The sequence below is a fragment of the Sinorhizobium kostiense genome (assembly GCF_017874595.1).
In the GTDB taxonomy this organism is placed as follows: Bacteria; Pseudomonadota; Alphaproteobacteria; order Rhizobiales; family Rhizobiaceae; genus Sinorhizobium; species Sinorhizobium kostiense.
In genome coordinates this window covers 66,681-90,236 of record NZ_JAGILA010000003.1, presented here as the reverse complement: position 1 = coordinate 90,236, position 23,556 = coordinate 66,681, and the positions used below count along the sequence as shown (strand labels likewise).

Sequence of the window (23,556 nt, the reverse complement as noted above, 5' to 3'; positions counted from 1 at the left end):
TATCCACACGTCTTTAATAGTGCTGTGTAATTTCCGCTTTTCCGCGGTGCAGTGTTGCAAGAAAAGCGCTCATTGAGTGCGCTTTTCTTGCAATTTGATTTTGCGGTTTGCGCCCCTCCGCAAGGCGTGATTCACTCGTTTTAGCGGTGGTGAAATCGAGGAGCGGCGATGTCGAGACCACGCGAGCGGCACGAGACGGGGGAGCAAGATCTGTTCCGCTCCCGGCTGGATCAGATTATCAACATGAAGCACGAGCTGGTGCGGCTGGCGCAGGCGATCGACTGGCCGTTTCTGGAGCGGCGCTTCGGCGAGGTCTATTGCGACGGCCCCGGCATGCCGCCGCGGTTGATGGCGGGGTTGGCGATCCTCAAACATACGTTCGACCTGTCGGACGAGGAGCTGTGCGCCCGCTGGGTGGAAAACCCCTATTTCCAATATCTCTGCGGCGAAGAATTATGCTGCTAGACGGGGTCTCCTTGTCGCTTACCTTCGAAAGCAGCACATGCATTTCCAAAGGCTGCAAATAGCTTTCGTGAGACAACGTCATCGGCAGCATGCCACTCCGGGTGCCATTGGACGCCCATCTGGAAGATTCCCGTACTAGAGACGCTCGCAGCTTCTATCAAACCATCGGCAGCAACTGCTTCGCACTGAAGTCCAGGCGCTAAGATCCGTATCCCCTGATTATGAAGGGAGTTCACGATTATCGGTACATTGCCGCCAAGAATCCGCGCCAGCTTCCCTCCGTCTTGAACGGTGACCTCATGGACGGGGTCGTATTGTCGATCGCGCGGTAGAGAGATATCCTCTTTATGAGTAAGCATGTTCGTCTCTAGGGAAATGTCTTCATAGAGCGAGCCTCCGAAGAAGACGTTCAGTTCCTGCAACCCCCTACAAATGCCGAGGATTGGTAATCCTCTCTCTAGAGCGGCCGAAAGAACCAAACTCGCCATCATGTCCCTGTAGGGGTCAGTTTCCGCTCGATAGTAGGTGCTTTCAGTCGGCGAAGGACGCGGCGTGTTAGCGTGAAGAAAGTACTCTGGGCTGACGTTCGATTCGTCTCCGGTTAGGACAAGTCCGTCCAAGCGAGCAACAACTCGCCGGCTTCCCTCGATGTCGTCAGTGGAGCGAGTCGGTAATATGACGATCTCAACGTTTGCGTATGTTTCAAGTGCATCAATATATCGCCGACGAACCCATTCTCTATGGACCCCATCGTCGATGAGACGATTTGCGGCAACTCCAACTAGAGGCATCATTTCCTCCTCTATACGATTCCAGCAACGGCACCGTCTGTCAGCCGCCCGGTCTCATATAGCTGCCGATTACGCGCGATCAGCTGCGAAATGACGCTAGGCTGCCCCTCTGGCCCCCGGCAGAATAGACCGCCCCAAGTTGCTGCCACCCTCTGATATTCGGGATCCGCCATCCGAATTTTTTGCGCCTTCTTGAGCAACCAGAAAGGAATACCCGGCGAGAGGTGATGTTCCAGGTGATACTCATCCAGATTTACCCCGAAGAGTATGCGCTCTATGAAATTGCCTTTCCTATTTCTTGTTAGGTAGAGGTTCGTATCTTCCACTTCGCACATGGGAGAATGCTCAGCGATCTCAGTAAACCATCCTATGATCTGAAACGTCGTCAGATAGGGAATGATCCAGAACAATATTAGTTCGTCGAAAAACCCGAACGCGATCGACCCACTGACTACTGCCAGCCAAAAAGCTGCAAAACCCCACCGGTCGACAAGGACGCCAGTTTTGTCGACTTCATCGCCATCAGTCGCTACCACCTTGAATCTGTAGGTAAAAATGTATTTCAGGTAGGCGAGCGTCGCCCCCCCAATCAGCGGGAAAATAACGATATCCCAGAGATACTTGTTGGGATGACGCACGTCGTAAATTCCATTCTCCACAAAAAATTTCAGATCTGGATCTTTCTCCGGGTCACCCAAATGCGGATGGTGTAGATGAACGTGCGAGACGCGGTAGGCCCAATGCCGCTGGAAGAGCGGATAGGCCGCGAATACGATGCCGAGGAAATAATTTAGTTTAGCGTTCCTTGCGAGGGTCTTGTGCGCCGCATCGTGCGCGATGGTGGTTAAACCACGTTGGTGCGCCCCTATAAACAATAAGGCCAGTGGATAGAACCACCAGGAAACCTGCGACGCCAGAATGGCGAAAGCGCTGATGACTGCATAGTCCTTCGCAATGTAGAGTGCGCCGGTGAAGTTGTTCGTGCGCAATGCAGCCAGTGACTTTTTCACGTCAGAAGGAAAGCGTACGCTTTCGTATCGACCATCCTTCAGAGGCCAAACATCTCGATCAGTCATGATTCACTCCGGAGTTCGTTGGAATCAGTTCACAGCCGAAAGGGCTCGTTCCAAATCGCGGATGATGTCATCCGCATGCTCAAGGCCAACACAAAGACGTATCGTTCCGTCATTGATGCCAGCGGCCATTCTTTTTTCCCGGGGGACCGTCGTATGGGTTGTCGAAACGGGATGGGTAATGAGAGTGCGAGCGTCGCCGACGTTCGAAACGTGATAGATCATCTCAACGTTCTCAATGAGCGCTCGCCCGCTCGCTGCATCTTTAACTTCGAACATGAGCATGGCGCCGTAGCCATAACGCTTGTCGAACAGATCGTCCGCGAGTTCCCTTTTCCTCCCCGTAAAGTGGGACGGATGGGTCACGCGCACAACCTTTGGGTGATTGTTGAGCATGTCGGCCACAATTTCGGCATTCTCGCAATGCTGACGCATGCGCAGGTGCAATGTCTCAAGTCCTTGCAAGAGCTGGAAGCTGTTGAACGGGCTGGCGCATGGCCCAGTATCACGAAGCCAAGTCATTCGCGCCTTCAATAGCGCCGCGCTCTTTCCCAGATCGTTGACCTCCTGCACGGCCTGGTGCCAAAGGATTCCGCCATGCGCCTCATCGGGAGCCGAAAACAAGGGAAACCTATCGGGATATTGCTGGAAAGGAAAACTTCCGTAGTCCGAAATCAAACCACCGAGAGTGGTGCCATGCCCGCAAATATACTTCGTTGCCGAGTAGGTCGCCATGGCTGCGCCAAGATTCGAAGGTCGGCAGACCAACGGCGTGGTGGTGTTATCCACGACGACCGGAATTCCTCTTTTCCGGCCGATCTCTGCCAAGCTACGCACTGGCAACGGATCAAGGATCGGATTGGAAACACATTCGCCGAAAAGACAAATAGTGCGGTCGTCAACGTGCTTTTCGAACTCGGCCGGTTCGGAGTTCGCGGCGGTTCGGGTCTCGATGCCGAACCTGCGAAAAGTGTTATGAAGCAGATTCCATGTGTTTCCGTAGAGGAAGGGAGCCGCGACGATATTATCGCCTGGCTGACCACTGCAAAGGTTGGCAAGGGCAATAAATGTAGCGGCCTGACCGGATGCGACAGCCAAGCAGTCGGCAGCGTTGTCTACGGCAGCAAACCGGGTCTCGAGTGCCCTCGTCGTCGGATTGATAATGCGGGTGTAAGTGTATCCGTCTTCTTTTACGTTGTAGATGTCAGCAATTTTCGAGAGATCGCCGTCAAGCTCGTATGCTGTGTTCTGATAGATTGGCACGCAGACAGCCTTGGTCGTAGGGTCACTTCTGAAACCTGCATGCAGTGATGCGGTCGCCGGGTGGACCGAGTGTCCTTGCGCGTCGTTCTTCTTGAGCATTGCGGTTCTCCTGCAGTTGACCTAAGCGGCCAATATCGAAGGCGAAATACGAAAATGTGCGGCCGTTACCGCCAGTAATTTGTCAATCCAAAAGTCTTGAATCTGGCCGATGCATCCTATGCGGAACGTGGTTGTCGGCTCATGAAACTTTGCGTAGATGTAGATGCCCTGCTGAGCGAGTGCTCCATAGTAGGCCGCGAATGCAGCCTCGTCGGGTACCAGTTCAATTGAGCAAAAAGCCAAGCAGATCGGTGATTGATGTTCCTGGGGGATGATGGTTTTAAACCCGAGCGCCCTCATGCCCCTGAGGAGTTTTTCCTGAACTCTCGAATATCGCGCATTCCTCGCGGGGATGCCTTCCTCGATCAGCCTTTCGAGAGCTTTATCAAAAGCTTGTACGATATGGGTCGGGGGAGTCGTGCGCCACTCGCGGTGCTGTTCAAAGTGCTGCCACTGATCCATCATGTCGAAGCAAAACGATCGCGCACTGGATTTCCCAGAGGCGAGTAGCCGGTTGGAGACGATTGCGAAAGCAACACCAGCGGGTGCTTCTATGCATTTGTTTCCCGAGGAAACCAGAATGTCGATGTCATCATCAAGTCGGAGCCCGCCGAAGGAACTCATTGCATCCACCACCGTGACGAGACCGTTGCGTCGACCGATCTCCAAGAGGCTCTTTACCGGGTTGATGAGTCCGGTTGTGGTTTCGCAATGGACGAAACAGAGGTGAGTAAACTGCTTATCGCGGCAAATGATGCGCTCCACGGCAGCCACATCTATCGGCAACGCGGCGGAACACAGAAGTGTCTCAAAATTCTTGCCGCTCTTTTCAAGAATTCTTGCGATGCGTTCGCCATAAAGCCCGTTGATACAGACAAGGGCTTTGTCTGTGGCTCCGAGAAAGGTGGCCAGCGCTGCCTCCAGCGCGAAAGTACCACTACCCTGCATCAGAACGGCAGAGTGAGACTTATCAGTGCCGGAAATGTGTAGCAGGCGGTCTCTTACCCGTTGCGTGACTTGCTTAAAGGTCTCATCTCTCGACCCCAAATCCACCCTCATGGCGTCCTTCACATCGGAGGAAAGGCTCAGTGGCCCGGGAGTGAAAAGACACGTTTCCTGCATAGAATGACTCCTGTTAAACACGACAGTGTTTCCACCAACAGGCGATCGGAGATCCCTTATCTCCTGTCTTTCGGAGCGAAAGGTTCAGCAGTTCAGTTTCGATCTCCTCGACTGTGGGATAGTTCGTTGCCGAAATGAGTAATGCATGAGACACTTCGCCCGCCACGATAAAAGTGTCATGGGACACTATTTTTGGAGTTGATATGCTTCTCAAATCCCCATGGGAGCCGTATCTCGTTGTTATGAACGCCCCACCAAGTGAACGGCTCGTGAGAGCCTTGGCAGACGATATTCTCGAAGGAAGGCTCGCGGCAAACGATCGCCTGCCGCCCCACCGTGAGGTTGCCTATCGCTTGGGCATCGGAATCGGAACGGCGACAAAGGCTTATGCCATCCTCGAGCGCCGCGGATTGGTACGGAGCGAAAAAGGACGAGGCACGTTTGTGGCCGCACTTCCGGGATCAAGAGAAGCTGTCATTGACCTCAGTGTGAACGCGCCGCCGCGAATAGTAGGCCAGCAAATGCTCGCAAGGACGCTTTTGAACATCTCACGGAACATCGATGCGGATCTGTTTGCTCGGTATCCGCCCGACGGAGGGTACTTTGAGCACCGCAGGCAGATGGCACAATGGCTCGCCTGGCTCGGTATGCAGATGAAGGTGGAACAACTCCTTCTATGCAATGGAGCACAACAGGCGTTGTCGGTCGCTCTCGCTGTCGCGAGTAAACCGGGCGGAACGATCATCACAGAGTCGCAAACTTATCCCGGAGTAATCTCGCTGACGCGTCATACCTCTCACCGCTTAGTCGGCGTGGAAACAGATAGGGAAGGTATGCAATCTGAAGCGCTCGACGAGGCTTTGGGACGGACGAGCGGCGGTGTTGTCTATGTGACGCCCACAATGCAAAATCCGACAACGGCAACCATGGGAGAACGCCGTCGGCATGAAATTGCGGATGTCTGCCGAAAGCATGACGCCCTGATCATTGAGGACGATGTGTATTCCCTCGGTTCGTCAGGTTTTCCGCCAATCGCAATGTTGGCGCCCGAGCGGACCTTCTATGTCAACAGCCTATCCAAAACAGTCAGTCCAGGTTTGCGTATTGGTTCTCTGGTTGCACCACATCATTATGTCGATAAGGCCGAGGTCGCGCTGTCCGCAACGTCATCGATGGTATCGCCTTTTTCCTGTGCGGTCATGGCCGAATGGCTTTCAAGCGGAATAGCCCAAACCCTTCGCAAATCAATTAAGGTTGAATCTTCAAGAAGATTAGATCTGGCGAGATCCCAGCTTGGCGACGTGGCAGTTTTTCCTGACCATGAAGGCTTTCATATCTGGCTGCCGATGGCACGTCGTGAAGCCGACAATTTCGTCGCGGCAAGCCGCGCCATCGGCATACATGTGACCCCGCCCGCGGCTACGGCGGTCGATCCCGATGCCAACGACGGAGGCGTCAGGCTGTGTGTGGGAGGTCCCGAGCTTTCCGATCTCAAGACAGCTTTAGAAAAGCTGTCAGCCATTCTCAAGAATTCTGCGCTCGCTGGAAGGCCGCAGAGATCCCATGTTTAACAAGGAGTCGGTCGAAGGTCGACCGGATAGGCGCCGATGCAAGACAGTATTTGGACCATTCTGACGACATTGGGTCTCTATGCCATCGTGATCATAAGCCCAGGTCCAAACTTTGCCTTGGTTTCGCGACTAGCGATATCGGGTGCTCTGCCATCAGCTTTGGGGGCAACTCTTGGACTGTCTTTAGCCGCCACGTTCTATGCCGTTCTTTCAATGACTGGCCTCGCAGTGCTGATTGTACGTGTGGACTGGTTTGCTACCGCTATCCAGATCGTTGGGGGTCTTTACCTCGTCTATCTTGGCCTTTCCGGTTGGCTTGTCTCTTCTTCTGGAGATAACACCCCGCCTCCACCCACCGGCACGTTGTGGTCCGGTTTCCGCCTGGGAACTTTGGTTGAATTAACCAATCCAAAAGGCATCACGTTTTTCCTGGGATTGTATGCCGCTACAATTCCGGTCGATGCAGATATGTCCGTAAAGCTCATCGTGTTGTTGGGCGGCTTTATGTTGGAAATGGTGTGGTACGGATCTGTGGCCATGCTCATGTCGTCTCCGCCTGCGCAAGCAGCTTACAAGAAGTCCGGAGCTTGGATTGACCGAATTGCTGGAATGTTGCTAATCGGCTTCGGCATAAAAATGCTCACCTACCGCCTCTAAAGCGCGTCGCGATTTTTCGGATTCAGAATTGAACTAACCCGCTGACGCGGGAGAGGTGAGTGTTTGGAGGCGCGGTCTCCTGATGGAATGTTGGGGTGTTGAGAACCAACCCCTGACCAGGAGACCGACCGATGAACGCTCCGGCAGCGGTGAGCCCGCTGCGCCGCCGCATGATCGACGACATGACGCTCCCGCAACCTGTCGCCGGCCACGCAACGATCCTACCTGCATGCCGTGACAAAGTTCAGCCGGTATTTCGGCCGCTCGCCGGAGCGGCTGGGACTGGAGGATGTGCGCGCCTTCCAGATGTACCTGGTGTCGCAGGGCATCTCCTGGCCGGCGCTCAACCAGACGGTTTGCGCGCTGCGGTTCTTTTACGGCGTGACGCTGGACCGGCAGCTGCTTGGCATCCTGCGCACCTGGAGATGATTTTCCTTGGCTGACGACGAGCTTGTTTCATGCGCACCGCAGGTCGTATCCCATTTGGGGCATGTCCGAAATTCGACACCACCTGTCGAATTGTGCGGTTATCGACGCAGCCTTGTTCGGCGGCATCGCTATCCCAATCATCATGGGACCCTTTGTCATAACTAGCAAAAATCCACCGCCGAGACGCCCGAGCGCGGTTGGCACGACGTTTGCTCATTCTCAGCCACAAGCAGATGGATATCGCCCGGACATTCAGGTGTCGAGCGCTGTCAGGAACAATTAATGAAAGGCAAAGGGAGTATGTTAGTTCGCCACAACCCACTTTCAGAGAAGAGCGGCACCGGCAGGGCAATCTCTCCCGATGCACGCACACCGCCGTGGTTGATGCGGGTACTCCGATCCGTTTCGGACCCGCGCCGCATATGCGCGTGACGCCGAGACGGCTGCGGACAAACCGCAGATGCTTGCCCTCCGAGCGCTTTAAAGGCGGGCGGAAAGGCAAGTTGATAAGTCACATTTCTTTCGACGTCTGGAACACTCTCGTACTGCCAAACCCAAGCCATGCGCTGACGAGGACGAAGTTTCTTGCGGCTTGTTTTCATACAGAAGAAGCAACTGTCAGGAATGCATACGCCGAGGTCAAGAGGTGGGTGAATCAACACGCTATCGAAACTGGGTACGCTCCATCTCTGTTCGAAAATATCCGTCTGCTTATGATGCATTGCAATGTTCACAAAGATCCCAGCCTCATCGCAAAAGCGTTCGAGAACATTTTTGAGAACTGCAAACCAATTGTATTGGATACTACCGTAAGACTAATCCAGGCGTTGGTCGAAGACGGATATGCGCTGTCACTTGGCAGCAACTCGAGCTTTATTAGCGGCCGATTGGTGCACGATTTTCTTGAGAGCTCGTTTGGATGCGTGTTTCGGTTCGGAATCTATTCTGATTTGCTTGGATATGCAAAACCGAAGAAAGCCTTCTTTAAGAAAATCATCAAGTCGTGTGACGTTGCGGCCAATAACATCCTGCACGTGGGTGACCACGCGATCTGCGATCTGCAAGGTGCGCAGAGCGCTGGAATGCATGGTGCTCTGCTGGGAAGGCCTGAAGACATTCGAGAGGTTGTGTATGAAGCAATTTCAGGAGTTTGCGCTCCATGAATTTCAGTCGATCGAGGATGCACCCTTTCGACCGGAACAATATTCACGTTTGAAATTCGGTTGCGACGAAGCAGCCCGCGAGATGGGCTACGAGATTGCGGACGCGTTCTTCCAAAAAAGCGCACCCGCTCTACTGGACAGTCGCTGCCTGATGATTTCGTCGCCGTACAATTTTGTTCCGAATGCAGCGACTATAATGACGATGCATTTGCTCAATCGCCTCAACAGCCACATTGTTGATGCCAAAGGCAACCACGTGGAATATGCGACTGTCCCACGAAAGATCAGTTACGTGAACGACTACGGACTCCTGTCAGGAGAACATCGTAAGTCATTGATCGCCGGCGATAGGTTCTACTTCAACGCGCAACATTTCGAAGGTCGTTGTCTTCTGTTTGTCGACGACGTGAAGATCACTGGCACTCACGAAAACAGGTTAGTCGAGCTCATGCACGAGCAACACCTCAAGAATAAAACATTCTTCCTATATTTTGCTCGATACACGGGCGACCGGCCCGACATAGAGTCCGAGATAAATTTTGCTGCGGTTAAGTCAATCAGCGACCTGAATCAGATCGTGGCGGAGCCAAGTCATCACATGACCGCTCGCCAAATCAAATATATTCTCACCGCAGATCCAAGTGAGCTATTTCACGATTTCTTAAGGTTCAGAAGTGCCAGATACCTTAAGAGCCTTTATTTTAATTGCCTACACGAAGGCTATTACAAAATTCGAGAGTATGAACCCAACATGAGTGTAATCCGTGACGCAATAGAGCATCAGGAATCCGCAAAGAAACTCGTGGTATAAAGTCGTATTCAAAGAGGTTGTATACCCAAGAATGCCATTCTCGAATCTACAGAAGAGGAATGCCCTATGAGACGAACGTCAATATCCTTGCTCGCTGCCGTTGCCCTGTCGGCTTTCAGCACGCCTCTACAGGCTGCCATGCTTCGGGTGATGAGCGACGCCTCCTCTCCGCCGTCAGTGAGCACCGTCAAAATCGTTTACACGGGTAAAGTGAATCAGGAGAAGATCGCGGCCCTTGGATCCGCCCTCGACGAAATTAATCTGAAGTACAAATCCGCGCACGACATTTATCTATATATCAGCAGTTCGGGCGGGCAGGTGGATAGCGGAAATGTCGGCTATCAAGTCATCAGGAGCTCCGTGGTGCCCGTGACAACCATAAATCTATCAGAGGTTAATTCGGCGGCTACCATGCTCTACTGCGCTGGTCAAAAACGCCTTGTCTTGGACGATACGTCATTCCTACTGCATGCGCCAACTAGATGGTTTGAAGGGAAATTAGCGGCGAACCAGATAATTAACAGCCAAGAGGCATCGGCGTCTCGTACCGAGTTGAAAACAATATACCGTAGTTGCACGAACCTTTCCGATGAAAGGATAGACAAGATTACCTATAGTGAAGACACTCACCTTGTTGCCGACGTCGAGAAGGCGCTGAGTATCGGGCTCGCAACAGGCACGGCGAAGAATGTGGTACCTGCTGATGCCACTTGGTATATTTATGATGGGCCGCATGGTAAACAATGATCAGATAAATAGCACTAGGTCTGATTCACTCACGCCGACGCCGGATTGAATCGTTCTCCACTCACCGGCACCCGTGGGCACCACTCGAAGGCTGAGACAGCGAGGATCTGTTGTCGGTGACTTACCCCTAAGCCCAGCAGTTTCTGCGCGGTTCTCACGGGCTGGCAGGGCCGACGCCTGCCTTTGTCGGGCGAAGCGGTTGCTGGTGACGACGGCAGGAGTGGTTTCGTTCCTGATGAACGAAGCTTCTCCCGAAGGAATGTTTGGATACAAGCAGATTAAGAACGGTGCCCCCAGTGGTCTTAACCCGGATGTGACGTGATGAGGTGGTTAGCCTCCGCATCCGGCATCGCTGGACCATACTATGGCTGTCAAAGGTCACATTCGGGGAACCGCTGGATCACCCAAGTCCCCCGTCCGACCATCGGAAAGAGTATCGGTGATGACGCGCCGCCGGTCCTCCGGGGCGCCTCCCGGAGAAACGGCTACGGCGCAACCGGGAACATTCAAACGGCACCACTGGGGAGTATTGATCCGGTACTCACAACGACGACGCCGTTGCGGCCGTCACCCTCAAAAAAGGGCCATCAGAGACCTTGGCGGATATGGCATAGATCGCGCGGAACTTGATGGCCGCCGGCTAGCCGCGGGGCCGTCCGAACTCGATTGCTTACAGGCGATCGAGTTCGACTTCTTATCGGTGCGGCCTTTCGCCTTCGGAAGACCATTGTTGCATCTACTCATCAAAAGTTGCGGGTCACAAGGACCGTCGATGCTCTCCAACGATTTGCCGAGAAAATGGAATATTCCGGCGAAATCGTAATGATGATCTGGAGTATGGGCGGCCGCATCATTCGCCGGTTTATGCATCATGCAAAATCTGCCGGTGCGGTCGCGGTGACTGATTTAGTTGAACGAAACAGTCCGGTCCCGAAAGGAACAATGAGCAACGCGTGTTCGGCAGCAGCGCCTCGCGAACTGCAGGCGAGTGCTTTAGCACGCGGCGTTGGCAGAAGTTCGCGGCGCCGCATCATAACAGCTCGTGTCGGAAATAGGTGCGAAGTTGCAAAGTCTGGCGACGGCCGCACTCATGGCTCTCTGACTGAGATTGATGCTGGCGTGCCGCAGCCGTGAGATTCCGTCCGGCATCAGCGCGTCGCGCGCAACGAAGAGATGAGATCACGGCCCCTAAGGCGTATCTTCGTTCATCTACACTGCGAATGGGAGTCATCCAAGAAATCAATTTTCTCAATGTCACGGCATGCACTAGAAAAAGATGAGGTAGTAGGAGAGAGGAGGTTTTTCGGTGCGCCGTCAGATTGGGGGCAAGGTTCTTGGTCCAGCTTAGCGTCTCGTGGAGCCGCGCCAGCTTCGTGCCGGAAGATGCCGCAACGCGCAGCATTCCCGTCCGTCCAAAGTTGATTTCTTGAGAGCTAGACGTTTTGGCAGGCAACACGTTTCCAGCAACTCATGACGGGCCCAGCGCTACAGCCGAGCGACCGGAGGACGCGATGAAATCGAGAAGGCGCTTGCCGCCGTGATCAATCGCAGCTACGCACCGCCTTCCTTCCACTTGCCGGCAAGCCCTCGATGGCTCATGGCGTGGGCGCATTCCCGTCGATCCGTGGTCAGCTCACGATTGAACAGCTGTTGGTTAACGTCAATCGTCCCACTTTCTAGAGCCTGCCCGAGCGGCCCGAGGGTACCTCCTCAGGACGAACATGTCGCAAGAAATTCACTTTCCGATATTAAGGATCTGATCGGCAAGGAACTCGGCGTCTTCGAGTTGATTACCGTGACGCAGAAGACGATCGACAGTTTGCCGAGACGACGGGTGATTTCCAGTTCATCCACACCGACCCGGTGCGCGCTTATCTCACTGTATGACCGGAGTTTCGCAAGGCCTTGGATGGTCTCGGTGCGGACGTTCCAAAGTCGGATGAGCGCGGCGGGGTAACGTCGGCGATCTGATCGCCGCAGAGAAGCAGCGCTCGGCGGACGTCATCAAGTCCGCGAGTGTCACGGTCTCTCAGTAACCCTGGTTTAGTGTCCGGCCAGTTGGCTCGGCAAGGCCTACTGGCGGAAGACCTCTCGAATGGAGGCAAAAGTGAGTTTGTTCGCATATGTCGGATGCCGCACGACCGAAGAACGCAATGCAAGAGGCCGAGGCATCAGCGTCTACAGGATCGACGGGCAGAGCTCGCAATGGAGCTTGCTGCAACTCCTCGAAACCGAACCTAATCCGTCTTTCCTCGCCCTGCACCCGATGCTGGACATTCTCTATTCCGTCCACGGCGATCTTGATCTCGTGACGTCCTACTCGATCGATCCTGAAACCGGTCTTCTGCGGAATATCGATCGCCAACGTACTCGCGGCCGGAACCCGGTTCACCTTGCGCTCGATCCAACGCACGGATGGCTTATCATTGCGAACTATCGCACCGACAGCATCGTCAGCCTGCCAGTCTCATCCACCGGTAATCTCGGGCCTGTGAGCCATCTTGCGGCAATGGCCGGCAAGCTGGGTCCTCACCGCGATGAACAGAACTACGGCAGACCACATCAAGTCCCCTTTAGCCCGTCGGGAAAGTGGATCCTTGTGCCGGAGAAAGGTTTCGACCAGATCGTGTCCTTCAAGCTCGATCCTGGAAACGGAACGTTGGAGGAAGCGGCGCGATGCCGCTGCCGGGAGGCAAGCGGTCCACGGCACCTCGCCTTTCACCCCGTGAGGGCGCTGGCCTATGTTCTGAACGAGCTGGATTCGACCGTCACCACTTACGACTTCGACGATGACAACGGCAGCTTACACCCGATCGATACCGTATCGTCCCTCCCCAGGGACTATTCAGGCGACAACCGCGCATCGGAGATAGCATTATCAAAAGGTGGCGACTACCTGTATGCCTCGAACCGAGGCCACGACTCGATCGCAGTTTTCCGCCTAGGCAGTGATGGAAAGCCGGCAAATCCATACTGGCTGCCGAGCCAAGGCACCACGCCCAGGTTTTTTGCTTTCGAGCCAGATGAAAAGCACCTCTATGTCGCTAACGAAGACAGCGACACCATTGTCGAATTCAGACAATGTGAGCCCGGCAATCTTGTTCCGACAGGCCAAGTCATCCCGACCGGCAGCCCCACGACAATCGTTTTTCGAAAGGGGAACACACGGTCCCACAGGCGGTAGGGCCCTTCAAAAAGGGGCGTCCGCGTTGGTGGAAGGGCGAGAGACGACCAGCGGTCGCCCCTCGCACGTTCTCGACGCGACCTTCGCCGACGTGATCAACATCGCGGCGAGAACTGGTACAGGTCATTATCGGACATCCGCGGGCAGGTTGGTGCTCGGTGGTCGTGTCACCTCAGCACGTGGCGACACGGCTGTCTCATAAGTATCACAAGCAGCTTTATTAGAGGGAACTCACAATTATCGCTTCCGTTTGATGCCGGTGTACGGGTTCCGTCGCGCGCATGAATGAGGCGCCTGTGCTATGCGTTCTCAGCAATGCTGCCCTGTAACCTAAGGTACTATTCAATGATGGCGGATGGTTTATCTTCGCCATTGTCAGCGCAGTACCTCCTCCCACTGCGCAGGACGTCGATCGGTTCCACTCCTCCTCCCAAGGAGCCGATCAAGTTCAAGGACCCCGACGCCTCCTCCCGGCCTCGGGGTCTTTTGCATCGTACGGCTAGTGCGGGTAGGGGCGGCGCCACACCCTTTCGGCGCCTTGTCGACCAAGGATGCGCAGTCCTTGGATGGACGCGGAGAGTCGGCGGGGCCTGGCGGCTCAGCCGGCGGCTTCGTCGAAGAGGTCCTGGCCATGCCGTGGGTAACACACAAGTCCGAGAAAACGTCGCATTGACTGTTCGGATGACCATGGTTGCAGGATTTGCAGAGACACATGAGAAACTTCGGAAGAAAGACATACGCGACGAATTTTCACGCTGCGCCGTCCCTCAAGCGGCGTCAGGTCCAACCTGTTTTATGAGTACCCGCGCCGCCCCAGGCGCGGGCACTCGCAATTGCAGCCGCCACGGTCATCCGCATTAGAGCTCGGTCTTCCCTTCAAGCACAATCTTCAATGCTCTGATAATGTCAGCGGCATCGACCAGGGCATCTCTGATATCTGTGGTGGAAAGGTCGCGGGCGCGCTCAGACGCTACTCAAAGCCCTCTCAGCACGTCCTTGGCGCCATGGGCGATTCCTGTCTGCTCGCGCATGTCGCGTATCGTATCAATCGAGCGATCGAGAAGACCGCTGACTTCATAAGGCGACAGCTTCTCGGGCTCGTTTGCGGCGCGCATTAACTCAGAAATGAATCTGTCGCGAGACTCATGACGGATTCTGTTCGGCGAGCGCTTTCACAAGGCCGAGGGTCCGGCTCCGCACCTTTTGGTCGGTGATGCGGGAGAAGGCGCGAATGAGCGCAAGACCTTCATGGCTTGACGCGAACTCCATGATTTCTGTTTGCAGCCTCTTTTGGCCGCTGCGGTCGCCGCCGTCGACTGCCGCAGCGTCGGGCATATCCTCGAAGAAATAAGAAACTGGCGCATCCAGCGCGTGTGCGATCTGCTGAAGTCGGCTTGCACCTACGCGGTTGGTGCCTTTCTCGTATTTTTGTACCTGCTGAAACGTCACTCCGATAGCCTTCGCAAGAGCCATCTGTGTGACGTTCATCCACACTCGGCGCATCCGAATTCGACGGCCGACATGAATATCGACCGGTTCAGGCTTTCCCTTCGATTTGTCGGGGCTAGGATTCAGCATGCACTTCTCCATGTACTTTCAGCGATAGAGCCCCCGCCTATCGCTAGTGTCTGTCTCAGTGCCTACCCTCGCGCGCTGCGATAAACCGCAATAACAGACCGCACGTCAAGTCAGATAAGGAGGAACGGAACCGCTTATCGGGGCAGTCGGTCCCGGTTTCCGCCCTTCGGGCGGCGCTTCTCTAATCGGCGTGTCGAGGTCAAGCGCCTTTCGCGCTTTTCCCTAGCCGTGACGAGATGACATCGTCGTCCGCAGTCGGCCCGAAAACGATTTTCCAGCCGCGGTTCACGAACGACCGCTTCGCGCCTTCATCCTGGTCGTTCAGGATGCTTTTGGGATCTCCCAAAAGCAGCCAATCCCTGCCAGCCTTGCGAGTGGGCAAGTTGGGGTAAAGTCGCGAAAGTCCGGTTCCGGATAAGCTTGGCAGAGGACGTACTCTCAACCCGGACAATCTCGGTTCATTCCCGGGCCTCAAGGCTGACACGGTGACAAGCGGTCCTGGGTGAAACGGTAGCAAGTCGGCTGGGCCGAAGGTCAGCCCTTGACGAACCTCAGGCGCGGAGAAAGCGCCATCGGTTTCGTGCCACTCAGATCCCACTCCGTCCACTGCGCGGCTGCTACGTAGTGGCGGAACGTGTCTTGGAAGTTCACATCTTCGAAGAAGCCAACCAGGCCCCATTGGTCTTGAGTTGAGAAGGGAACTGCAAAGACCAAAACGTAGCAGCCCAACCTGAACTCCCCGATGACGTGCGGCAATCGGGGATGCGGCGTCCGACGGGTATACACGGTGATCTGCGCTGACGGGTCTGGAGGTAGGTCGATCGTCGCCATCTCCACCTTAGGCAAGGGCTGGTCCGAGTGCAGGCCGTATCGCACCCATTCGAAAGTCTTCGTCAAATCTGGCAGGAGTTCCTCATCGAGGACCGACACAACGATTTTCACCAGAGCACGGTAAACTGACATCGGTACCAGGCGAGCGCCGCGGCCGAGCGTGACTTCGAGCGTGTCGGCGTCAGGCTTGGAAACGGCATGCGCCTGCACCACCACCTTTTGACCATCGTGCATAAGGGTGTCGCTGCCGAACTTCAGTTTCGGCCGCCCGTTGTTCTTGCCTCGTCCTTGAGTGCCGAGAAACACGCGCTGCACATCCAACATTCCGATTAGTGACGGTTCGGTCTCTTGGCCGAAGTACTCGTTACATTCGTCGCATTCCTCGGCCGACTTTAGATGGTCGTTGCCGAGTTACGTGCGCGACTTTCTTGAAGGACGTCTCGTTAGCGGTACGGTGACAAAAGCGGCAGGTGCGCGGCCTCTTGCCAGTGCCGATCACGGTGTTGCGGTCAGTGCGAGGGTTCTTCGCGTCATAGAGATCAAGCAGCGGGCCGAACAGATCGTTCGACGCGACTTTGGGCGGTGGGGCCTCAGGATTATTGAGTGCGTGTAAATAGTTCTCCAGCGCCAAGCGGTCCTTCGCCGAAGCTGGCGCGTCCGGAAGTAGCAAGAAGTACTTGCCGTCGGGCACCTGCCCAATTTTCTGCTTTAGCCTGTTGAGCTGCGGCACCGCCGCGCCGTAGCGCATCACCAGTTCATCGAGTGCGCTACGCATTTCGGGCGTAACCAATTGATCGATCGTAAGCTGGACGCGATCGCCATCGATTGTGCCAAAGGTGCTGACGATTTCCTGAACGGCGGCGGCGTGCTCTGGCCGATAGCGGAACACCATCAAGGCGCCGTCGTCGTCAGTCATGAGGTATAGCACGACGGCTCCGTACATCGCCGGGCCGGTCAGTGTAAAAATAATATTCACTCGCTCGAACGCGTGCCGGATGGCGGCCAAATTGTTGGCGATCGGCTTCCGCGCGGCTTTCTCAAAGTCAGCGATGGTAGACACGCCTACGCCCGCCGCCTTAGCTAGGTCATCTTGCGACCACTGCACCAGAGCGCGCGCGGCCCTTACATCTTCCGGCGTCAATTCGATAATCAAGGAATTTCCTCATGGTCAGAGTTTTTCGTTGACACAAGCGAATTCTTGTTGTCAGTCAATGTGGCGTGCGGACCCCTGTTCAAGGCTATTTCTCGTAATGCGCATGATCGGCCGCGTCCCACTGACCTGTGGCCGGAACTGTACGAACGGGAATGCGCCTCGTATCGGTCACAAAAATCGTTTCGCCGGCAATGGCATCATTCCACTGCCTCCGGTTCAGCCTGGTCGCGGCCGAATACGAGTATTGGCGATGGAGAACAAGCCGGTGGATCTAGCTTGACGTGACGAGGGAACGGGTTTGTTAGTGATTGGACCCAGTTTTGCTGCCAAGTAACCGATGCCAAGCCGACAAGTTCAAAGCATTACCGAGCGACTGCCCTACTCTTTGAGAGAGGGTGTGAACGGCTACGTTGACGCCGTTGCTGCGGTAGTCCCTGATATCGCGAAGGACGCCCGCGTCGAGATCAGCGGTGACAGACTGGACAAATTCCTGCTCATCGTCGCCATCCGTAGGATCTGGTCCACTGTAAACAGCCAGTTCTGGATCATGAATGACTGCATCAGCGTGGCAACGCGAACACCTCCGGGATCTGAAGGCGCGCCTCAAACACGCGGCTTCCGCATCGGGCGGGACGAAATCAGCCAAGATTCCTCGGCAGTCGTGGAAGGAAAGAACCTTCGTCAGGAACTCTCTAAGTTGATAGTTAAGCTCGAAATCGAAGACCTCGTTGTTGAAAGCAGCAGTTTGAGCGAGGTGGCCGCGAAGATGTTTGCGAGAGAACGTTGAACGTCGACAACATTGAGAAAGAGCTCAAAGCCTTCATCAACAAGCACTCCGTTCAGTTCCAGCACCTGGCGGTTAGAGAGACTGCCCTTCTGGAGTTGGGCGCCCTCACCATGGCGACCGAACATTACCGACTGGCCGGGTTTACGGTCACGGTGGAGAACGCGATTAACGGCCTCTTCGTGGCCAAGCTGTCATCTCGTGGGCATCCTTATAATTTCTCGTGGTTCAAGTGTGTCAAAGGTGACGAGCTTTACGAGATACATTCCAATTTGTCGGTGATGGGTGGCCACAAGGACGAGGCAGTCTACGTCGTCGACGTCGCTGTCGTTGTTGGCGATGACAAGGTGCCAAAGGCTAAACCAAAGCAAAAATGGGTGGCGCTGGACAACAACGCGCTGGCGACATTCGCTGAAGTGAAAAAGCTGGTGGTCTACCCGATGCTACTCGCTCAGTTCATAGGAATTGTGCACGAAATTGCGCCTTCAAAGCTCAAAAAGCCGAAGGCAGGCCTACCTGCCGACGACCACTTCCCACCTTCTCTGATCACGCTAGGGTATCTGACTGCAACCTCAAGCAAGGCTCTGAAGGGGTTTGCAAAACGGAAGTTCAGGGTTTGCGTCGTTCACAACTTCGATATGTATCTCTCGCAGATGAGGCGAGGCGAGGCATCCAAGTCGCCTTTCGTGATGGTACAGAGCCTCCTGTAATTGAAGCCCGCCTAAAGGCGTATTCCTGTAGGTCGCGTTGACGGGCAGGGGACATATCGCGCGCGGGGAATTGCTTCCGTTTTGGAATGGATGTGAGCTGTCCGTAAGACAAAGGCGCGCCTTTCATTGCTACCGTCGCGCCGCGGTTTGCCTTGCAGCCTGAGGGGGCATGGGAGCATGACGGGAAATTGCGTCGCAGCAGTCTGAACGAATCGGCTTTTGGGTCGATCCGGCGGTGAGCGTTTCTTCAGGGACGGAAGCGGTGGTTGAAGTCACCGTCGCCTAACGGCAGCAAACTGATCCTCGACCCACGAGACCAGACCATCCGGAAGCGGCCGCCTTGAACTTGGAATTTGCGCGTTCTTCCAACGGCCAATGGTGGCCGAAGGAGAACTCAAATGGGTATCGCACAATATGATCCTGCTGCACTGGGTCGCCCGCCATGGAACGCCGGTCGAAAGGGCGGCGTAAAGAAGCCCGTGAAGCAGCGGTAGATTTGGGCAATTCGCCTCTTCCTCGATGAGAGGAGCGCATGCGAGACCAGGCGCTGTTCGATCTTGCGATCGACAGTAAGCTTCGAGGCTGCGATTTCGTTAAGATCAAGATCGGAACCCTCCTCGCGGGCCAGGAGATCCGAACCGCGCCATGGTCATCCAGCAAAAACCGGACGTCCCGTCCAGTTCGAGATCACGGCTGACGTCACGGCAGGTTTGCTTGCGTGGCTTGAACGGATAGGCGGAACAATTGATGACTACGCCTTCCCCAGCCGGGTTGATCATGCCGATCATCTCAGCACTGGCCAATATGCCAGATTGGTGGATGAGTCGGTGGCTGCGATTGCCCTGCGCCGCGAAGACTACGGGACGCACTCGCTCCGACGCACAAAGGCGGCGATGATCTACAAAGCGACAGGCAATCTTCGTGCAATCCAGATCCTGCTCGGACATACCAAAAGCGAGAACACGATCATATATCCAGGCGTGGACATCGAGGATGCGCTGGAACTGGCGGAGCATACGGAGATCTGAAAATGTGCGGTCCCGCGCAAAGCGGGGCCGAGCGTCTCGGCGCGAGGGGCCCCGTCTGAAAAAGTACATTGAGCGGCTATGCGCCCCACGCCGGGCGTTGAACTCATCATCGCGGTGCTCCAGAAGCGGACATTCGTAACCCCTGGCTAGAGCCCTGTGCCCAAGCCCGGCCCCACGCCGGTTCCTGCACTCCCCTTCGCGTCTAAATCGTGATTTCAGTGAGATCGAAGAACGGGAGGCGCTTCCGGCTCTCAAAGCCAGATTAAAGATCGGGACTGTTGACTTCACGCTTTCGCGCTGCATGTCAGAGATGATAGTCCACGTTGATCTTCTGCGCCACGAGCGACAACGCGGTCGCTCGATTGCTTGGTGACCTCGGTGGATACGATCTTATTCGAGCTTTTGAAGGATATAGCCCGGGAAGATCACCTCCTCACAGTCAATTGAAGAAGTTATCGATTTAAGGGTTTCGAGATCATCGCTCGTAGAGAATATCACCTGCTGATTTCGCTTTTTGGCTACAGACGCGCGTTTCAGAAGGTTCTGGAAACTTGGTCGAGAAGATGATTGCTGACGCGGTTCATCGAAGACAAGCACGCCGGGGTGGTTGGTGGATTTGTCACTGGCGAGCTCGAGTAATCCCAACTGATAGGCCCACTTCAGCCTAATGGCGTCACTTGCTGACGTCTCGAAGCCGATCTCAAATCCTTCCTTCTCGGGCCTGTAGCTGTCCTGTGAGATCGACAACTCCGCCGGTGAAAAAGTGCTGAATCCGAAGTCTTCGGCTTGATCCTGTACCAGCGACGTTAGCCGATTGAGTTTGTCATGGTCGCCAGAAGAGAGCTTCTCTGTAGGGATTTGGGCTCGCTCCAAGAGGAGCGCATTGTAGGCTTCCTGCAGATTGCCAAGACGATCCAGAGCGTCATCGAAAATCGTCTGAAGGGCTTCAAGGTCCCGCAACCGTGCCTCAGCCCGGATGCGCTCCTCGATGATGGCCGCGGATGGGTTGGCCCCCGGCGCTACCAACTCTGATCGAAGGAGTCGGATCTGAGCGTAGTAGTCGAACAGTCTTCGGCCAATCGCTGAGAGCTGATCACGGCGCTCATTCTCCTCGGCCTGTTCCCTCGCGAGAATGTCTTCGAACATTCTCTTCTGAGATCGAATGTATTCGATGTTGTCAGAGATGGGCATTACCGCCGAGAGAGCGTCCTGTGATAGCAATGTGTCCACCAGCGCCTGCTCGCATGTCGGGCACCTGTCAGGGGTCAATGTGGCCGTTACACCGGAGTACCGCTGCAATCTTTGGACGTCGAGGTTCTTTGCGAGATCGTCTTCGAGAGCCGCGATACGCCTTTTGAGCGACTGCATATCGGCAGCCTTGAGTTGCTGAATTCCGTGAACGCGAATTCGCTCGGCGTTTAGCTGGTCGACATGCTGTGTGATCTGGTCCAGCTTCTGCGCAACCTCGTCCGATTGCTCCTCGACGGCGGGCACGGCCTGCGCGACCAATTCCGCGATACTCCCTCGCAGTTGTGTAGCGACCGAACTCAGTGGAACCCAGTCTGTACCCTCCGCCAATTGCACATGCGCGTTCGTCAGCGCTGCCGGATCGGCGACAGGTCCCTCACTGAGCCCGGATACTCTTCCGCCACCTCTATTGACAAATCGCTCCAACTCTTGCCGAACCACGGACCATTCTTTCGAATTGGCTGCGAGGCGCTCCGCGATGCGTTCCCGTTGAACTTCAAGCTTGTAGACGTCGAGGTCCATGATGAATTCAACGGCGCGCTTATGAACCTCGCGAATTCGCATGTAGGTTGGGATTGCTGCCGGAATGGCCGACCAGCCGAACTTTTGCTCAACCCAGAACAAGGGGAACACGGTCTCAAGATAAAGTTTTGTTTCGGGGGCGTCGTAGCGCCTAACCTGCGGCAAATGCCATCCCAAGAAGCCTTCAAGAAAGTGGTGAAAACCGTCCTCTCGTTGAGCCGCACCGGGATCGAGAACGAAAAAGTTCTGTCGCCGAAGGCCAGTTCCATCGCCAGACAACGCTGCACCGAAATCGACGGTAACAAGCCGCGTATCCGTAGTTGCCTTCACGGCGCGATTTACAGTGATGACTTGGTCGTTCCCGTTCGCAATTTCGAGGGACACACTCGATTCCAACACCTCAACGCGCTTTTCGTTGTCCGTGTTGAGATAGGTGGTCATTGCATGCGGCAGTGGAATTTCCCGTCGCGGGCTCAGCATTCGCTCCAGGCCCAAGGCATAGAGCATTCCCTGCATGCAGGTCGACTTACCTTTGGTATTGTCGGCCCACAAGACCGTCAGTCCCCGAGAGAATGGGACATCTGCACCATACACCCCGTCTGATGTCACCGCCCGAAGTCGCAAACGCTGGAAGCGCAGTGTCATAGGAGGTCCTCCAGTCGCCAGACTCGTTTCATAAGTGCATCAGTCATTTTCGGAGCCACATCGCGCAGAAACGATATTTCCTCTCTCAGCGTGTCGTCACCCTTCACGATAGCCGCAGCCATTTTCTCGCCGTTGTTTGTCAACGAGACCGATGTGCCTTTTTCAATCTTCACCAGCTTCAGTGCATGTGCCAATGCAACGGCTCGGTTGAGGGACGGCTCTACTCGAACAGAAACCTCGGTGGGCTTATACTTACGTGATAGAAGCCCGCGAACTTCCTCCCTGCCCTCCGGCAATCGAACGGCGTGAGCCATAAACTGGAGCTTCTGGAAGTTGGATTTTTTCGCCCGGCTATAGAAGAGTGCGAGCACCAGCACGGCTATCCCCCAGGACATGCGCAGGTCACCCGGCATCGGATCGGGACGCGATGTATAAGTGAATGCCCCGCCGAGAATGGCGCGACGAAGGATCGACTCACTGGACATTGGGGAAATCCAGAGGGCAGCGCATGATCCATTCACATATGGAGCCATACGCTATCTGCTCAGCGTTCTCCGCCGAAAGACTCGGGGCCGGCGCCTGCATCGCCGCAATTAGGGCATCGAGTTCCGCGTGTAGTATTTCCCCGGCTGATCCACCCGATTGCGGACCAGCAAACTCCAATCGTCGAGCACGGCTCCTTACCGCAGACATGACTTTCTCGTGGAGATCGGGCGAACCAGAGCGAAGAGCATCGAGCAGCGCATTGCCCTGAAGGAAAGACCTCACCGCTTCGCCAACGACATCGTCAAGCTTATCCGGCGGCGCCCGCTTTTGCAGCTTCCCGGTGGCATTCGCTAGGAGATCGGAAGAGCCTGCCGCCCAAGTGGCCAGCTCGGATTGTGACGGCGTTGGGATAGAGAGAGTCACTTTGGAAAGAGCAGACATGCCCAGAGCAACAGCGTCATTCGGAAAATTGCTAGGATCTTGGATGATCACCTCGACCGTCGCGTCGAACGCTGGAATACCGGTATCGCGCAGGTCTTTCGTTTTCTTCGCGCAATGAAGATTGACGTCCTTGCTGTCATGAAGAGGGGCCATAAGCACCCAGTGTCGAATGGGCACCCCGTGAAACAGCTTGCCGATTTCGACGTGATTCTTGATAAGCTTAGTAAGATCCGTCGTGATCTTCTTCTTCTGCCGTTCCGCCCTGACCGCAATATCTATTGGTTCCTCGACCGCATAGCACTGGTATGCAACAGCGTCCTTCGTACAGTAGTAGTCAATCCCATAGTCGCCCTTGTGGGCAGCCGGAATCTTCTGCACATGCAGTGGTCCGTGACGCCCATGAAGTAGTGTTTGAGCAAACAGTTCCCAATCGTCTGGATTCCAGACCTGCACTGCACTCAGCATTGCCGAAGCCCCCTAAGCCGCCAGTTTAACGTCAGTGCGACACAATTCAACAACCATAAACACAGAGAGATCCAAACACGCGAATTGCCTCCACGAACGACGGCTCCCACATCCGATCCTTTCGCGGATACCGAGCACTGCCACAAGACTGAGCTCTCCCTCTGTGTGACGTATGCAGCCGTCGCCACCGCCTGTATGCTTGCTTCGGCGGACAGATTCGCGCTAGCTCGAAGCCGCCGTCGCATCTTGCTCAGCGCTTCACTTGTGCACTGAACTTCAGGCCGACATTG

General features: G+C 55.2%; 18 protein-coding genes and 5 pseudogenes. 12 read left to right on the top strand and 11 right to left on the bottom strand.

Annotated elements, in window-relative coordinates:
• Positions 1-168: 168 nt before the first annotated feature.
• Positions 169-453, top strand: a pseudogene (locus J2Z31_RS13195) (transposase); the annotation flags it as partial.
• A gap of 8 nt (positions 454-461) precedes the next feature.
• On the opposite strand, the gene J2Z31_RS13190 reads toward J2Z31_RS13195, so the two are convergent.
• The 4 genes from J2Z31_RS13190 to J2Z31_RS13175 are packed head-to-tail and all read right to left on the bottom strand — an operon-like array spanning position 462 to position 4,813.
• Positions 462-1,256: a gamma-glutamyl-gamma-aminobutyrate hydrolase family protein gene (locus J2Z31_RS13190; protein ID WP_209602366.1), complete on the bottom strand. Its 795-nt coding sequence runs from the start codon at positions 1,254-1,256 to the stop codon at positions 462-464.
• A gap of 11 nt (positions 1,257-1,267) precedes the next feature.
• On the bottom strand, positions 1,268-2,332 hold the full coding sequence (locus J2Z31_RS13185; protein WP_209602365.1) for a fatty acid desaturase family protein: 1,065 nt from the start codon (positions 2,330-2,332) through the stop codon (positions 1,268-1,270).
• Between the two features lie 24 nt (positions 2,333-2,356).
• Positions 2,357-3,691 carry an O-acetylhomoserine aminocarboxypropyltransferase/cysteine synthase family protein gene (locus tag J2Z31_RS13180; RefSeq protein WP_028002543.1) on the bottom strand — a complete coding sequence of 445 codons (1,335 nt, stop codon included), beginning with the start codon at positions 3,689-3,691 and terminating at the stop codon, positions 2,357-2,359.
• A gap of 21 nt (positions 3,692-3,712) precedes the next feature.
• The gene (locus J2Z31_RS13175) at positions 3,713-4,813 is read right to left on the bottom strand and encodes a 2-aminoethylphosphonate aminotransferase (RefSeq protein WP_209602364.1); all 1,101 of its coding nucleotides are present in this window, start codon (positions 4,811-4,813) and stop codon (positions 3,713-3,715) included.
• Between the two features lie 203 nt (positions 4,814-5,016).
• Between J2Z31_RS13175 and J2Z31_RS13170 the strand changes: the two genes are divergently transcribed.
• The 8 genes and pseudogenes from J2Z31_RS13170 (at position 5,017) to J2Z31_RS13135 (ending at position 13,375) form a co-directional block, all read left to right on the top strand.
• Entirely contained in the window at positions 5,017-6,384 is a 1,368-nt protein-coding gene (locus J2Z31_RS13170) for an aminotransferase-like domain-containing protein (RefSeq protein ID WP_209602363.1), read from the top strand.
• Between the two features lie 36 nt (positions 6,385-6,420).
• A complete protein-coding gene (locus tag J2Z31_RS13165) occupies positions 6,421-7,041 on the top strand; it encodes a LysE family translocator (protein WP_081160072.1) in 621 nt (206 codons plus the stop codon).
• Between the two features lie 131 nt (positions 7,042-7,172).
• A pseudogene (locus J2Z31_RS13160) lies at positions 7,173-7,431 on the top strand (site-specific integrase); the annotation flags it as partial.
• Between the two features lie 236 nt (positions 7,432-7,667).
• Complete coding sequence (locus J2Z31_RS13155; RefSeq protein WP_234939434.1) at positions 7,668-8,633, top strand: HAD family hydrolase; 966 nt, start codon at positions 7,668-7,670, stop codon at positions 8,631-8,633.
• Positions 8,602-9,444: a phosphoribosyltransferase family protein gene (locus J2Z31_RS13150; RefSeq protein WP_209602362.1), complete on the top strand. Its 843-nt coding sequence runs from the start codon at positions 8,602-8,604 to the stop codon at positions 9,442-9,444. Before J2Z31_RS13155 ends, J2Z31_RS13150 begins: the two co-directional genes overlap by 32 nt.
• Positions 9,445-9,510: 66 nt before the next feature.
• Positions 9,511-10,191 (top strand): ATP-dependent Clp protease proteolytic subunit, encoded by a 681-nt coding sequence (locus J2Z31_RS13145; RefSeq protein ID WP_209602361.1) that lies wholly within the window; start codon positions 9,511-9,513, stop codon positions 10,189-10,191.
• Between the two features lie 1,747 nt (positions 10,192-11,938).
• Positions 11,939-12,063, top strand: a pseudogene (locus J2Z31_RS29240) (MaoC/PaaZ C-terminal domain-containing protein); the annotation flags it as partial.
• A gap of 223 nt (positions 12,064-12,286) precedes the next feature.
• Positions 12,287-13,375 carry a lactonase family protein gene (locus tag J2Z31_RS13135; RefSeq protein ID WP_209602360.1) on the top strand — a complete coding sequence of 363 codons (1,089 nt, stop codon included), beginning with the start codon at positions 12,287-12,289 and terminating at the stop codon, positions 13,373-13,375.
• Between the two features lie 857 nt (positions 13,376-14,232).
• Here the strand turns inward: J2Z31_RS13135 and J2Z31_RS29775 are convergent.
• The 4 genes and pseudogenes from J2Z31_RS29775 to J2Z31_RS13115 form a co-directional block, all read right to left on the bottom strand.
• Positions 14,233-14,522 (bottom strand): annotated as a pseudogene (locus tag J2Z31_RS29775) (hypothetical protein); the annotation flags it as partial.
• Positions 14,519-14,953 carry a helix-turn-helix domain-containing protein gene (locus J2Z31_RS13125; protein WP_209602358.1) on the bottom strand — a complete coding sequence of 145 codons (435 nt, stop codon included), beginning with the start codon at positions 14,951-14,953 and terminating at the stop codon, positions 14,519-14,521. The gene J2Z31_RS13125 and the pseudogene J2Z31_RS29775, both read right to left, overlap by 4 nt.
• Positions 14,954-15,487: 534 nt before the next feature.
• Positions 15,488-16,090: a hypothetical protein gene (locus tag J2Z31_RS13120; RefSeq protein ID WP_209602357.1), complete on the bottom strand. Its 603-nt coding sequence runs from the start codon at positions 16,088-16,090 to the stop codon at positions 15,488-15,490.
• 58 nt (positions 16,091-16,148) lie between these two features.
• Positions 16,149-16,937 (bottom strand): helix-turn-helix domain-containing protein, encoded by a 789-nt coding sequence (locus J2Z31_RS13115; RefSeq protein WP_234939433.1) that lies wholly within the window; start codon positions 16,935-16,937, stop codon positions 16,149-16,151.
• A 397-nt stretch (positions 16,938-17,334) separates the two neighbouring features.
• On the opposite strand from J2Z31_RS13115, the gene J2Z31_RS13110 reads away from it, so the two are divergent.
• The 3 genes and pseudogenes from J2Z31_RS13110 to J2Z31_RS13100 all read left to right on the top strand — a co-directional run bounded on the left by J2Z31_RS13110 (position 17,335) and on the right by J2Z31_RS13100 (position 19,459).
• Positions 17,335-17,724: a hypothetical protein gene (locus J2Z31_RS13110; protein WP_209602356.1), complete on the top strand. Its 390-nt coding sequence runs from the start codon at positions 17,335-17,337 to the stop codon at positions 17,722-17,724.
• A complete protein-coding gene (locus J2Z31_RS13105; RefSeq protein WP_209602355.1) occupies positions 17,721-18,431 on the top strand; it encodes a hypothetical protein in 711 nt (236 codons plus the stop codon). Before J2Z31_RS13110 ends, J2Z31_RS13105 begins: the two co-directional genes overlap by 4 nt.
• A 494-nt stretch (positions 18,432-18,925) precedes the next feature.
• A pseudogene (locus J2Z31_RS13100) lies at positions 18,926-19,459 on the top strand (tyrosine-type recombinase/integrase).
• Positions 19,460-19,849: 390 nt separating this feature from the next.
• Here the strand turns inward: J2Z31_RS13100 and J2Z31_RS13095 are convergent.
• The 3 genes from J2Z31_RS13095 to J2Z31_RS13085 are packed head-to-tail and all read right to left on the bottom strand — an operon-like array spanning position 19,850 to position 23,266.
• Complete coding sequence (locus J2Z31_RS13095; protein ID WP_209602354.1) at positions 19,850-21,874, bottom strand: hypothetical protein; 2,025 nt, start codon at positions 21,872-21,874, stop codon at positions 19,850-19,852.
• Positions 21,871-22,359: a hypothetical protein gene (locus tag J2Z31_RS13090; RefSeq protein WP_234939432.1), complete on the bottom strand. Its 489-nt coding sequence runs from the start codon at positions 22,357-22,359 to the stop codon at positions 21,871-21,873. The genes J2Z31_RS13095 and J2Z31_RS13090 overlap by 4 nt, the downstream gene beginning before the upstream one ends.
• Positions 22,349-23,266 (bottom strand): hypothetical protein, encoded by a 918-nt coding sequence (locus J2Z31_RS13085; protein ID WP_209602353.1) that lies wholly within the window; start codon positions 23,264-23,266, stop codon positions 22,349-22,351. The genes J2Z31_RS13090 and J2Z31_RS13085 overlap by 11 nt, the downstream gene beginning before the upstream one ends.
• Positions 23,267-23,556: the final 290 nt, after the last annotated feature.